10 protein-coding genes are annotated in these 13,504 nt (G+C 60.7%); all 10 read left to right on the forward strand.

Features of this window, described 5'->3' with window-relative positions:
• The first annotated feature begins 22 nt into the window (after positions 1-22).
• The 10 genes from odhB (at position 23) to smc (ending at position 13,483) form a co-directional block, all read left to right on the forward strand.
• Positions 23-1,234, forward strand: a complete 1,212-nt coding sequence (gene odhB / locus CLH61_RS02265; protein ID WP_099613072.1) for a 2-oxoglutarate dehydrogenase complex dihydrolipoyllysine-residue succinyltransferase — start codon at positions 23-25, stop codon at positions 1,232-1,234.
• Positions 1,235-1,271: 37 nt separating this feature from the next.
• On the forward strand, positions 1,272-2,711 hold the full coding sequence (gene lpdA, locus CLH61_RS02270; protein ID WP_099613073.1) for a dihydrolipoyl dehydrogenase: 1,440 nt from the start codon (positions 1,272-1,274) through the stop codon (positions 2,709-2,711).
• Positions 2,712-2,908: 197 nt separating this feature from the next.
• Positions 2,909-4,075 carry an ADP-forming succinate--CoA ligase subunit beta gene (gene sucC, locus CLH61_RS02275; protein WP_099613074.1) on the forward strand — a complete coding sequence of 389 codons (1,167 nt, stop codon included), beginning with the start codon at positions 2,909-2,911 and terminating at the stop codon, positions 4,073-4,075.
• A complete protein-coding gene (gene sucD, locus CLH61_RS02280; RefSeq protein ID WP_099613075.1) occupies positions 4,075-4,947 on the forward strand; it encodes a succinate--CoA ligase subunit alpha in 873 nt (290 codons plus the stop codon). The genes sucC and sucD overlap by 1 nt, the downstream gene beginning before the upstream one ends.
• Before the next feature lie 172 nt (positions 4,948-5,119).
• Positions 5,120-6,334, forward strand: a complete 1,215-nt coding sequence (locus CLH61_RS02285; RefSeq protein WP_099613076.1) for a tryptophan--tRNA ligase — start codon at positions 5,120-5,122, stop codon at positions 6,332-6,334.
• Positions 6,335-6,383: 49 nt separating this feature from the next.
• Positions 6,384-7,241, forward strand: a complete 858-nt coding sequence (locus tag CLH61_RS02290) for a segregation and condensation protein A (protein WP_228152499.1) — start codon at positions 6,384-6,386, stop codon at positions 7,239-7,241.
• Positions 7,242-7,317: 76 nt separating this feature from the next.
• A complete protein-coding gene (scpB, locus tag CLH61_RS02295) occupies positions 7,318-7,992 on the forward strand; it encodes an SMC-Scp complex subunit ScpB (RefSeq protein WP_099613077.1) in 675 nt (224 codons plus the stop codon).
• Between the two features lie 35 nt (positions 7,993-8,027).
• Positions 8,028-9,167, forward strand: a complete 1,140-nt coding sequence (gene rluB / locus CLH61_RS02300; protein ID WP_099613078.1) for a 23S rRNA pseudouridine(2605) synthase RluB — start codon at positions 8,028-8,030, stop codon at positions 9,165-9,167.
• A 133-nt stretch (positions 9,168-9,300) separates the two neighbouring features.
• On the forward strand, positions 9,301-9,984 hold the full coding sequence (locus tag CLH61_RS02305; protein ID WP_099613079.1) for a GntR family transcriptional regulator: 684 nt from the start codon (positions 9,301-9,303) through the stop codon (positions 9,982-9,984).
• A gap of 1 nt (position 9,985) precedes the next feature.
• Complete coding sequence (gene smc, locus CLH61_RS02310; protein ID WP_099613080.1) at positions 9,986-13,483, forward strand: chromosome segregation protein SMC; 3,498 nt, start codon at positions 9,986-9,988, stop codon at positions 13,481-13,483.
• The last annotated feature ends 21 nt before the right edge of the window (positions 13,484-13,504 follow it).

Raw genomic sequence — 13,504 nt, forward strand, 5'->3', positions numbered from 1 at the left:
GCTACCGAATTAAGGATCCGAGATGTCAATTGAAATCAAAGCCCCCGTTTTTCCCGAATCGGTCGCAGAGGGTACCGTCGCGACCTGGCACAAGCAGCCTGGTGAAGCCTGCGCCCGCGACGAACTGATTGTCGATATCGAAACCGACAAGGTGGTTCTGGAAGTGGTCGCGCCGGCAGACGGTGTGATCGAGGCGATCCTGAAAGGCGAAGGCGACACCGTAGAAAGCGGTGAGGTGATCGGCCAGTTCAAGGAAGGCGCAGCGGGCGAAGTCAAGCCGGCCGCGGCGGAAGCGAGCGCTGCAGCGCCCCAGGCCGAAGAGAATTCCGCGGCCTCTGGTGATGCCATCCTGAGCCCGGCGGCCCGCAAGCTGGCGGAAGAAGCCAATATCGACCCGAACGCGGTCAAGGGCACCGGCAAAGATGGCCGGGTAACCAAGGAAGACGTGCAGAACTTCGTTGAAAGCGGCAAGTCCGCTGCCCCTGTAGCCCAGCCTGCTGCCCAGATGCCACAGGTTGAAGTGGCTGCCGGCGAGCGTCCGGAGAAGCGGGTACCGATGACCCGCCTGCGTGCCAGCATTGCAAAGCGCCTGGTCAGTGCCCAGCAGAACGCGGCCATGCTCACCACCTTCAACGAAGTCAACATGAAGCCGCTGATGGATCTGCGCAAGCAGTACAAGGACAGCTTCGAGAAGCGTCACGGCATCAAGCTGGGCTTCATGTCCCTGTTCGTCAAGGCGGCTACCGAGGCGCTCAAGCGGTTCCCGGCGGTTAACGCGTCCATCGACGGCAACGACATGGTTTACCACGGCTACCAGGACATCGGCGTAGCCGTGTCCAGCGACCGTGGTCTGGTGGTCCCCGTGCTGCGTGACACCGATGCCATGGGCCTGGCCGATATCGAGAAGAAGATTGTCGAGTACGGCACCAAGGCCCGTGACGGCAAGCTGGGTATTGAGGAAATGACGGGCGGCACCTTCACCATCTCCAACGGTGGTGTGTTCGGCTCGCTGATGTCGACGCCGATCCTGAATCCGCCGCAGACTGCTATCCTTGGTATGCACAAAATCCAGGAGCGCCCGATGGCGGTTAACGGTCAGGTTGTTATCCTGCCGATGATGTACCTGGCCCTGTCTTACGATCACCGTATGATCGACGGCAAGGAAGCGGTGCAGTTCCTGGTAGCGATCAAGGACATGGTTGAAGACCCGGCGCGCATTCTGCTGGACGTCTGAGCCTGACACTTAACGAATCAGAAAACAGGATTGAATAATGTCTGATAAGTACGACGTAATCGTCATTGGTGCGGGCCCCGGCGGCTACGTAGCGGCCATCAAGGCAGCCCAGCTGGGCCTGAAGACCGCGTGTGTGGAGTCCTGGACTGCCGAAGACGGCAAGCAGGTACTGGGTGGTACCTGCCTCAACGTTGGATGTATCCCCTCCAAGGCGCTGCTGGAGGTTTCCCACAAGTTCGAGGAGACCGCTCACCATTACGCCGAGCAGGGCATCATGGTCAAGGACGTCCAGATGGACGTCGCCAAGATGATGGAGCGCAAGGCCGGCATCGTTAAGCAGCTGACCGGTGGTATCGCCGGGCTGTTCAAGGCCAATGGTGTAACCGCCATCCAGGGCCACGGCAAGCTGTTGGCCAACCGCAAGGTGGAAGTTACCGCTAACGACGGCAAGACGACGACTTACGAAGCAGAGAACGTGATCATCGCTACCGGTTCCAAGCCGATCGAGATCCCGCCTGCGCCGATGACCGAAGGCTACATCACCGATTCCGAAGGCGCGCTGGAGTTTACCGAAGTGCCCAAGCGCCTTGGCATCATCGGTGCTGGTGTAATCGGTCTGGAGCTGGGCAGTGTCTGGGCCCGTCTGGGTGCCGAAGTGACCATCCTGGAAGCCCAGGACAGCTTCCTGCCGGCGGTGGACCAGCAGATCGCCAAAGACGCACTCAAGCAGTTCCAGAAGCAGGGCCTGAACATTGTGCTCGGTGGTCGGGTGACCGGCGCCGAAGTCAAGCGCAAGCTGGTCAACGTGACCTACGAAGATGCCAAGGGCAAGCAGGAGCTGAAGGTCGACAAGCTGATTGTGGCTGTTGGCCGTCGTCCATACACCGACAACCTGCTGTCGGAAGATTCCGGCGTCAAGATGGATGAGCGTGGGTTTATCTTTGTTGACGAGAACTGCAAGACCGAAGCCCCGGGTGTCTGGGCGGTAGGTGACGTGGTGCGTGGCCCGATGCTGGCCCATAAGGCATCCGAAGAGGGTGTGATGGTTGCCGAGCGTATTGCCGGCCACAAGCCGCAGGTCAACTATGACTGCATCCCGAACGTGATCTACACCGCACCGGAAGTTGCCTGGGTTGGCAAGACCGAGGAGCAGCTGAAGGCAGAAGGTGAGGCCTACAAGGTGGGTACCTTCCCGTTCGCCGCAAACGGTCGCGCCATGGCTGCCAATGCGGCATCCGGCATGGTCAAGATCATCGCTGACGAGAAGACCGATCGTATCCTCGGCTTCCATGTGGTGGGTCCGCAGGCATCCGAAATCGTTGCCCAGGGCGTGATCGCGATGGAGTTCGGCTCCAGCGCAGAAGATCTGGCCCTGACCTGTTTCGCGCATCCGACTCTGTCCGAGTCCGTGCACGAGGCAGCACTGGCTGTGAACGGCGGCGCAATCCACATTGCCAACCGTCGCAAGAAGAAGTAACGCAATACAGGAAACAGGGGGCGCCAACGACGGCGCCCCGCTGCCATAAAAACGGCAGGTTTTCGTTTGCGCTCACGGCGGGCTGAGGTGATCCCCGGTTCGCCAAGCCGAATTCGCAAGAGGAGCTCCAGAGACGGCGCTTCAGCGGGTTCATTTCCGTACGTGGTTATCCTCCATCAAAAAGCGGGACATTAACTATGAATTTGCATGAATATCAGGGCAAGCAGCTGTTCGCTGAATACGGCCTGCCTGTATCCCAGGGCATTGCCTGCGATACCCCTCAGGAAGCTGTAGCGGCCGCTACCGAAATCGGTGGTGATGCGTGGGTCGTCAAAGCACAGGTTCATGCCGGTGGCCGTGGTAAGGCCGGTGGCGTCAAGCTGGTCAAGAGCAAGGACGAGATCCGTGCCTTCGCCGAGAACTGGCTGGGCAAGAACCTGGTAACCTACCAGACCGACGAGAAAGGCCAGCCGGTCAGCAAGATTCTGGTTGAATCCCTCACCGACATCGACCAGGAACTGTACCTGGGTGCGGTTGTTGACCGTGGCACCCGTCGTATCGTGTTCATGGCGTCTACCGAAGGCGGCGTGGAAATCGAGAAGGTTGCCGAAGAAACTCCGGAAAAGATCCTGAAAGCCGAAATCGATCCGCTGGTAGGCGCTCAGCCGTACCAGGGCCGCGAACTGGCCTTCAAACTCGGCCTGGAAGGCAAGCAGATCGGTCAGTTCACCAAGATCTTCCTGGGTCTGGCCAAGCTGTTCGAAGAGTGCGACCTGGCGCTGGTTGAGATCAACCCGCTGGTGATCACTCCGGCTGGCGACCTGCACTGTCTGGATGCCAAGCTCGGTGTTGACGGCAACGCTCTGTACCGTCAGAAGAAAATCCACGAGATGCACGATCCTTCCCAGGAAGATCCCCGCGAAGCAGAAGCTGCCCGTTGGGAGCTGAACTACGTCGCCCTGGAAGGCAACATCGGTTGCATGGTTAACGGCGCTGGTCTGGCCATGGGTACCATGGACATCATCAAGCTCGCCGGCGGCCAGCCTGCCAACTTCCTGGACGTAGGTGGCGGCGCGACCAAGGAACGCGTTACCGAAGCGTTCAAGATCATCCTGTCTGACGACGCGGTACAAGCCGTTCTGGTTAACATCTTCGGTGGTATCGTTCGTTGCGACATGATCGCCGAAGGCATCATCGGTGCGGTTAAAGAAGTAGGCGTTAAAGTGCCTGTTGTGGTCCGCCTGGAAGGCAACAACGCTGACCTGGGCGCCAAGGTTCTGGCGGAAAGTGGTCTGAACATCATCGCCGCCACCAGTCTGGCGGATGCCGCAGAGCAAGTCGTTAAAGCCGCAGGGGGTAAATAATGAGCATCCTGATCAATAAAGACACCAAGGTTATCTGCCAGGGCTTTACCGGCGCACAGGGTACTTTCCACTCTGAGCAAGCCATTGCCTATGGTACCAAGATGGTTGGCGGTGTGAGCCCGGGCAAGGGCGGCACCGAGCATCTGGGCCTGCCGGTGTTCAACACCGTGCGTGACGCCGTAGAGAAGACCGGTGCAGAAGCGACTGTTATCTACGTACCGGCTCCGTTCTGTAAGGACGCCATCATTGAAGCTGCCGATGCTGGCATTCAGCTGATCGTCTGCATCACTGAAGGCATCCCGACCATCGACATGCTGTACGCCAAGGAATACGTAGATCGCAAGGGCGTGCGGATGATCGGACCGAACTGTCCGGGCGTGATCACGCCGGGCGAGTGCAAGATCGGCATCATGCCGGGCCACATCCACAAGCCCGGCAAGGTGGGCATCGTGTCCCGCTCCGGTACCCTGACTTACGAAGCGGTTAAGCAGACCACTGACTTCGGCTTTGGTCAGTCCACTTGTGTAGGTATCGGTGGTGACCCGATTCCGGGTTCCAACTTCATCGACATTCTCAAGCTGCTGCAGGAAGATCCGCAGACCGAAGCTATTGTAATGATTGGTGAAATCGGCGGTACCGCCGAAGAAGAGGCGGCGGCCTTCATCAAGGAGAACGTAACCAAGCCGGTGGTGTCTTACATCGCGGGTGTAACTGCGCCTCCTGGCAAGCGTATGGGCCACGCCGGTGCCATCATCTCCGGTGGCAAGGGCACTGCAGACGAGAAGTTTGCCGCCCTGAACGACGCCGGTGTTAAAACCGTGCGCAGCCTGGCCGAAATCGGCAAGGCGCTGAAGGAAGTGACCGGCTGGTAAGTTTTTACCTCCGGTACGCCTCAAAGCCCCCGGGTGCCTCGCGGCCCCGGGGGCTTTTTGTTTTGGGCCGGCAATCAATGGCTTCTTAACGCGGCGGGTGGATAAGACTATAATGCCCGGTCAGCCTGCTCTATGATGGGTCGGCTCAATTCAAACAGAAGGAGTTCATGCTTTGAGTTCTGTAGATTCCCAGCAACGGGTTTTGTCCGGAATGCGCCCCACCGGCAAGCTTCACCTCGGCCACTATCACGGTGTGCTGAAAAACTGGGTGAAACTCCAGCATGAATTCGAGTGCTTCTTCTTCGTCGCAGACTGGCACGCGTTGACCACCCAGTACGACGACCCCTCCGGTATCGAGGAGAGCGTATGGGACATGGTGATTGACTGGCTGGCGGCCGGCGTAAACCCGGGGTCCTCCACCATGTTTATCCAGTCCCGCGTGCCAGAGCATGCGGAGCTGCATCTGCTGCTTTCGATGATTACCCCGCTGGGCTGGCTGGAGCGCATTCCAACCTACAAGGACCAGCAGGAAAAACTGCGTGAAAAGGACCTGGCGACCTACGGCTTCCTGGGGTACCCGCTGCTGCAGACGGCGGACATCCTGATGTATCGCGCGGGCAAGGTGCCGGTGGGTGCGGATCAGGTGTCCCATGTGGAGATCACCCGAGAGATTGCCCGTCGGTTCAATCATCTCTATGGCCGGGAGCCGGGCTTCGAGGAGCTGGCCGAGGGCGCCATCGTGAAGATGGGCAAGAAGAACGCCAAACTCTATCGCACCCTGAAGAAACGGTATCAGGAAGAGGGCGATCTGGAGGCACTGGAAACGGCCCGGGCTCTGCTCAAGGAGCAGCAGAACATTTCCCTGGGTGACCGGGAGCGACTGTATGGCTACATTGAAGGGGGCGGCAAGGTGATCCTGCCGGAACCGCAGCCGCTGCTGACGCCGGAATCCAAGATGCCGGGGCTGGACGGCCAGAAGATGTCCAAGTCCTATAACAATTACATCGGCCTGCGGGAAGCGCCGGACAGTGTCGCCGTCAAGATCCGCACCATGCAGACCGATCCCCAGCGGGTCCGCCGTACTGATCCGGGGGAGCCGGAGAAATGCCCGGTGTGGGGTATGCACAAGATTTACTCCGATGCCGATACCCAGCAGTGGGTGCAGACCGGCTGCCGCAGTGCCGGCATTGGCTGCCTCGACTGCAAGAAACCGCTGATCGATGCCATTATCGAAGAGCAGCGGCCCCTTCACGAGCGGGCCCGCGAGTACGAGAATAACCGGGACCTGGTGCACTCCATTCTTGAAGAGGGGGCCGAGCAGGCCCGTGATGCAGCGCGGGACACCCTGGAAGAAGTCCGTGCGGCGATGGGGCTCGGTTACCGGTAACCGGTGGCCAGCCCGGCTATCCTGGCCGGGCTGAACAGATGGAGTGAGCATGACGGATGACACCATGAGCAATACGGCGCCAGCGGAGGTTACGGAACCTGCGGTGGCGTCCGGCTCGGCGGATCAGTCCGGTATGCCGTTAGCCCGGGTATCCGGGAAGCCGCTGGTTGATCTCCCGAAAGACCTCTACATTCCGCCCGATGCGCTGGCGGTGTTCCTGGAAGCGTTCGAAGGTCCGCTGGATTTGCTGCTCTACCTGATCCGGCGGCAGAACATGAACATCCTGGATATCGATGTCAGCGAGATCACCCGCCAGTACATGGACTACATTAGTGCCGTGGAGGCGATGCGTTTCGAGCTCGCCGCGGAGTATCTGGTGATGGCCGCAACCCTTGCCGAGATCAAGTCACGCATGTTGCTGCCGCGCCAGGAGAGCGAGGACGACGAAGAGTCCGATCCCCGGGCCGAGCTGATCCGCCGTCTCCAGCAGTATGAACGTTTCAAGAAGGCTGCCGAGGATCTGGAAGAAATCCCGCGGATGGAGCGGGACACCTTTGCCGGTTCAGCCGCACTGCCCAGGCTGCCGAACAGCCAGCCCCACCCCGAGGTGGACCTGAAGGAGATTCTGTATGCCCTGCAGGGTGTCCTGATGCGTGCTGACCTGTTTACCAGTCATCATGTGGAGCGGGAAAAGCTCTCAACCCGCGAGCGAATGTCGGCCATCCTGTCGGTATTGAGTGGTGACAGCTTTGTCAGTTTCGAGAGTCTGTTTACTCCGGAAGAGGGCAGGCTGGGGGTGGTGGTTACCTTTCTTGCGACCCTCGAGCTGATCAAGGAACAACTGGTTGAGATCGTGCAGACTGAGGTGTTTGGTCAGATCCATCTGCGGGCACGTGCGGCAAATTGACCGGTCGGCGCTCGCCGAGTGCTTGCTCGCTTGGGACGTCGGTGCGGTCGTGTGAATTGGCAGGATTGACAGCGATATGAACGAAGAAAATCTGCGACGGATCCAGGCAATTACGGAGGCGGCGCTTCTTGCAGCCGGCAAGCCACTGAATCTTGACCAGTTGCGAGAGTTGTTCGACGAGCATGAGCGTCCGGCCCGGCAGGTGATGGAGCACGTAATGTGCCAGCTGGCGGCCGCCTGTGACGGACGTGGGTTCGAACTGAAAAAAGTGGCCAGCGGATACCGGCTGCAGGTCCGTGAGGAATACGCCCCCTGGGTCGGACGGTTGTTCGAGGAGCGACCCCAGCGGTACTCCCGCGCCTTGCTGGAAACCCTGGCGCTGATTGCCTATCGCCAACCCATTACCCGGGGCGAAATTGAAGAGATACGGGGTGTTACGGTAAGCAGTAACATTGTGCGTACCCTGCTGGAGCGGGAGTGGGTCAGGGTGGTTGGCCACCGTGACGTACCCGGCCGCCCGGCAATGTATGCCACCACCCGGCAGTTCCTGGACTATTTCAATCTGACCGGGCTGGACCAGTTGCCGCCATTGTCCGAAGTGCGGGACCTTGAGGAAATTGGCCGGGAAATCGAAAAGAACATGCAGGCAGAGATCGAGTTCGAAGCGGGCGGGCCGGCCCCCGAACCGGACGACGTTGCTGGCGATGACGCCGGTGATGCTGACTCGGCCGATCATCAGACACTCCACTGATGCCAGCGGCATCAGCTTTTAGTTAAGGAAATACCATGGCGAAGAATCGCCCGACAGCATCAACCAAGCCTGCAGCCGATAGCCCGAAACCGGGTGGTGCAGAGCGTATCCAGAAATTGCTGGCCCGTGCCGGCGTCGGATCCCGGCGCGAAATCGAAGGCTGGATGGAAACCGGCCGGCTGATGGTCAACGGCGAACCTGCTGCGCCCGGCCAGAAAGCGACCACCGCCGACCGTTTTGAGCTGGATGGCAAGCGGCTGGACATTACCGCCGCAGCCGAGGTGGTGCGCCGGGTCCTCATCTACAACAAACCCGAGGGCGAGGTAACCACCCGCAAGGATCCGGAAGGCCGGCCCACGGTGTTTGACCGTTTGCCCAGACTGCGGGACCAGCGCTGGATCTCCATTGGTCGCCTGGACATCAACACCACCGGTCTCGTGCTGTTCACGACGGATGGGGAACTGGCCAACCGGCTGATGCACCCCTCCAGTGAGATCGACCGCGAGTACGCGGTGCGGATCTTCGGCGAGGTGGACGACGCGATGATTGAGCGTCTGCTGCAGGGGGTTTTGCTGGAAGATGGCATGGCGAAGTTTACTGACATCAGCCCGGCTGGTGGCAGCGGGATCAACCGCTGGTTCCATGTCACTCTGATGGAAGGTCGCAACCGGGAAGTCCGGCGCCTGTGGGAATCCCAGGGCGTTCGGGTAAGTCGCCTCAAGCGGGTGCGTTATGGACCTGTTTTCCTGCCCAGCCGCCTGGTGATGGGCAAGTGGGAAGAACTCGACCAGAAAGCCGTGGACACTCTCAGTCGCACGGTGGGCCTGTCATCGGTTGCCATTCCGGCGAAAACCCCGGATGAGCAGGCAGCCCAGGATCGTCAGCGTCGCAAGAGCCCCGGCCGTGCTGCGCGCAAGCCCGCCGCGGGTCGTTGGGAGGTGACGGGGACCCGGCCGGAACGATCTGCTGGCAAGAGCACCGAAAAGCGTCCGGGCCGGACGTCGGAGAAGGCAACCGGCAAGAGTGCCGGTAATACTGCCGGTAAGAGTGCCGACAAGAGTGCCGGTAAGAGTGCCGGCCGGGATTCGGCAAAGGGCAGCGGTGCCGGCAGGGGGCCTGGCAAAGCAACCGGGAAAGGTTCCGGTAAACCCGATACCAGGAGCGGTCGGCGCTGACCACTGGCCGGCCCGTCCGGGGAGTGGTGGAAGGACAGTCAAAATGTCCGACAAGAGGGTGGGGCTGAAGATTCGCTATGGTACACTCCAGCGTTTGTAACTGTGCCGTCTGCAGAAGTGAGCGACTATCCCTATGAGGTTTCAGGCCCCGGAAAGCCTTTCTGAACAAATCGCCCAGCATCTGGGGCAGCGCATCATTACCAGCGACCTCAAGCCCGGTGAGCGGATCCAGGAGCTCAAGGTGGCGGGCGAGCTCAATGTCAGCCGCGGGTCCGTCCGGGAGGCCCTGCTGATTCTCCAGCGCAGACACCTGGTAGAGATTTTCCCCAGGCGGGGCGCCGTGGTGTCCAGCCTGACCCCCGACATTGTTAACAGTCTCTACGACATCTACATCGACCTCCTGTGTATGCTGGGCCGCAAGGTTCTGGAGCGCTGGTCCGGTGACCAGCTGGCCGGTGTGATGAGCCAGGTGGGCGAACTGCAGGCGGTGATCGACGCGCTCAACTCCTCTGACGGTGACGCCGCTGAGCAGGTCATTGACGCCGGTTTCGGGGTTATGCGTTACGCCTATCGCCTGGTGGAAAATCCCTTCCTTGAGGAAACCCTCGAGAATTTCCGTCCCGCCATCAGCCGCACCTACTACGTCGCCCTGGACAACTTCCGCGAGGAGTTCGGCGAAACTGCCCGCTTCTTCAAGCAGCTGGGTGAGGCGGCCGCCAGTGGCGATTCGGAGCGGTTGCAAGCCTCCATTCGCGCGTTTGCCGAACACCAGCGCCAGCAGGTCCTGGCGCTGCTCCAGGACGAGGCGGAGGCGTGATATGCGACTGAAGTCCATCAAACTCGCCGGCTTCAAATCTTTTGTCGATCCCACCACGGTGCCGTTTCCGTCCAACATGACGGCGGTGGTGGGTCCCAATGGTTGCGGAAAATCCAACATTATCGATGCTGTTCGCTGGGTTATGGGCGAAAGTTCTGCAAAATACCTGCGGGGCGAGTCGATGACGGATGTCATCTTCAACGGCTCCAGTGCCCGCAAGCCGGTGGGCCAGGCCTCCATCGAGCTGGTGTTCGATAATGGTGACGGTTCGGCACCCGGGGAATTCGCCAAGTTCAGCGAAATCTCGGTACGCCGCCGGGTGTCGCGGGAGGGCCAGTCGGAGTATTTCCTCAACGGTGCCAAGTGTCGGCGCCGCGATATTACCGACCTGTTTCTTGGCACCGGCCTTGGTCCCCGCAGCTATGCCATTATCGAGCAGGGTATGATTTCCCGGCTGATCGAAGCCAAGCCCGAAGAATTGCGGATCTACATCGAGGAAGCCGCCGGTATTTCCAAGTACAAGGAGCGCCGCAAGGAAACCGAGAACCGCATTCGCCGCACCCAGGAGAATCTTGAGCGGCTGACCGATCTGCGGGAAGAGCTCGGGCGGCAACTCCAGCACCTGGAGCGCCAGGCTGCAGCGGCTGAAAAGTACAAGGCATACAAGCAGGAGGAGCGGCAGAAGAAAGCCGAGCTTACGGTGTTGCGCTGGCAGGCCCTCGATAACGACCTGCAAACCTGGCGCGGCAAGATCCGCGACACCGAACTGGAGCTGGAAAAGTTGCTGACCGAGCGGGTCAGCCTGGAAACCTCCATGGAAACCCTGCGGGACAACCATCACGAACGCACGGAACACTTCAACCGTGCCCAGGCCCGTTATTACGAGGCGGGCGCGGACATAGCCCGCATTGAGCAGAGCCTTGAGCACCAGCGGGAGCGCAGCCGGCAGACCGCGGCCGAGCTCGATCAGGCCATGGCCAATCAGCGGGAGCTGGCGCGGGAGCTGGAACAGGACGAGGAAAAACTGGCCGGCATCCAGCAGGAGCTGGATATGATCGGGCCGGAGCAGGAAGAGCTCGTCATCCGGGCCGAAGAGTCCGGTGAGAAGCTCCAGCAAGCCGAAGATGCCATGAGTGACTGGCAACACAGCTGGGAAACCTTCAGCGCCCGCTCGGCGGATGCCCGGCGCCAGGCGGAGCTCGCCCAGTCGCGGATCCGTTCGCTGGAAGACGCCATTGAGCAGTTGCGAACCCGCCAGGATCGCCTGCGGGATGAGCAGGGGCTGCTGGAAGGCCAGCTGGATCGCGCCGAGCTTGAGGAGTTGCTGGAACAACAGGAAACCCTCGAGCTGCAACGGGAGGAGGCCGCCGAGCGTATTGCGGCGGTTCAGGACAGTCTTTATGAGGCTCGCCAGCATCAGCGGGAGGCTGAGCAGGCGGTGTCCGAAAGCCGGCAACGGGTGCAGAGCCTCAAGGCGGTGCTCGAATCCCAGCAGGCCCTGCTGGACGAGCAAATGGGCAGCCAGGATGACGCCTTGCAGGGCTGGCTCGGCGAACACGGGTTGGCGGATGTGCCACGGGTTGCAAGCCAGTTGAACATTGAGAATGGCTGGGAATTTGCCGTCGAACAGGTCATTGGCCGGTTCACCCAGGGGCTCGCACTGGCAGATGGCCTGACGAGCTTGCACGGTGCCATGGCAAACGCGCCGAAAGGCGTGGCACTGGTCAGCGGCGCCGGTGACACCGTCGCAACCGGCAGCGGCCTGGCGGCAAAGGTGTCAGGCGTTTCCGCTATCCGGGACCTGCTCACGGGAATTGATACAGCGGCGGACCTCGACGAGGCACTCGCTCTTCGCGGGTCCCTGCAGCCCGGCCAGAGTATCATCACCCCAGGCGGGGTGTGGGTGGCCCGCGACTGGATCCTGATGCCCGATTCCGATGCCGGGCAGGTCGGGGTAATTGAACGCCAGAAGAAGGTCAGCCAGCTTGCCAGCGAGCTGGCGGAGGCCGAAAGTTTGTTTGAAGCGGCCGAGGACCGGCTGGAAAGCCTGCAGGAGCGCTCGGAGCGTGCCGAGGCGTCCCGCGATGATGCTCAGGGGCAACTCAGTGATGCAGAACGGGAACTGGGCGGCCTGTCCTCCAGGATCAGTGGTCTGCGTGCCAGGGCGGAGCAGATCGATGCCCGTTTACAGCGCATTCGTGACGACCATGCTGAAGTGAGTCTCAGCCTGGAAGACCAGCAGGAGACCCTGCTGGAGGCCAGGGAAGAGTGGCAGCAGGCGCTGGCTTCCACCGAAGACAGTGACGAAGAGAAAGAGCGCTTGCTGGAACGCCGTGACACGCTGCGTGAGAATCTCGACCGCCTGCGCCAGGATGCCCGCCACGACCGTGACCATGCCCATCAGTTGCAGTTACAGCTGCAATCCCTGAACAGCCAGCGCGACGGCTTGCGCCAGACCATCGACCGGATGCAAATGCAGAAGGAGCGACTCGAGGAGCGGCTGGACATGCTGCGTGAGTCCCGCGAAAACGCGGAGGAGCCCATCGAGGACCTGCAGATGCAGCTGGAAGGCCTGCTCGACCGCCGTCTGGCGGAAGAGGAGAAGCTGGCGGCGGCCCGTGATGCACTGGAAGATATTGATCGTGAGGTGCGGGAGAAGGAACAGGGCCGCAGCGGTATTGAGCATCGGGTCCAGGATGTCCGGGCCCGGTTGGAAAAGCTCAAGATGGAGTCCCAGGCGCTGGAAATCCGGTCAGGGAACCACATTGAGCAACTGCGGGAACTCAACGTGAAGCTGCAGGAGGTGCTGGCTCAGCTCCCGGAGCAGGCCTCCGAGAAAGAGTGGGCGGAGGAACTGGAAAAGATCGGCAGTCGGATCCAGCGGTTGGGGGCGATCAACCTGGCAGCGATCGAGGAGTACCAGGTCCAGAGCGAACGCAAAACCTATCTGGATGAGCAGCACGACGACCTGATGGAGGCCCTGGAGACCCTCGACAACGCCATCCGCAAGATCGACCGGGAGACCCGTCAGCGCTTCAAGGAAACCTTCGACCAGGTCAACGGCGGCCTGCAGGCCCTGTTCCCGAAGGTCTTTGGCGGTGGTAACGCCTATCTGGAGCTGACCGGGGAGGATCTGCTGGAAACCGGGGTCACGATCATGGCCCGGCCGCCGGGCAAGAAGAACAGTACCATTCACCTGCTGTCCGGTGGCGAGAAGGCACTCACCGCGATTGCGCTGGTGTTCTCCATCTTCCAGCTCAACCCGGCACCTTTCTGCATGCTGGACGAGGTCGATGCACCGCTGGATGACGCCAACGTGGGGCGTTACGCCAATATGGTGAAAGAGATGTCAAAACAGGTACAGTTTATTTACATTACCCACAACAAGATCGCCATGGAAATGGCCGATCAGCTGATGGGGGTGACCATGCACGAGCCCGGCTGTTCGCGGCTGGTGTCCGTGGATGTCGAGGAAGCGGCGGCGCTGGCTGAGGCCTGAGCCGGCACGCTATATGACAAA

Source organism: Marinobacter profundi, from assembly GCF_002744715.1.
Taxonomy (GTDB): domain Bacteria; phylum Pseudomonadota; class Gammaproteobacteria; order Pseudomonadales; family Oleiphilaceae; genus Marinobacter; species Marinobacter profundi.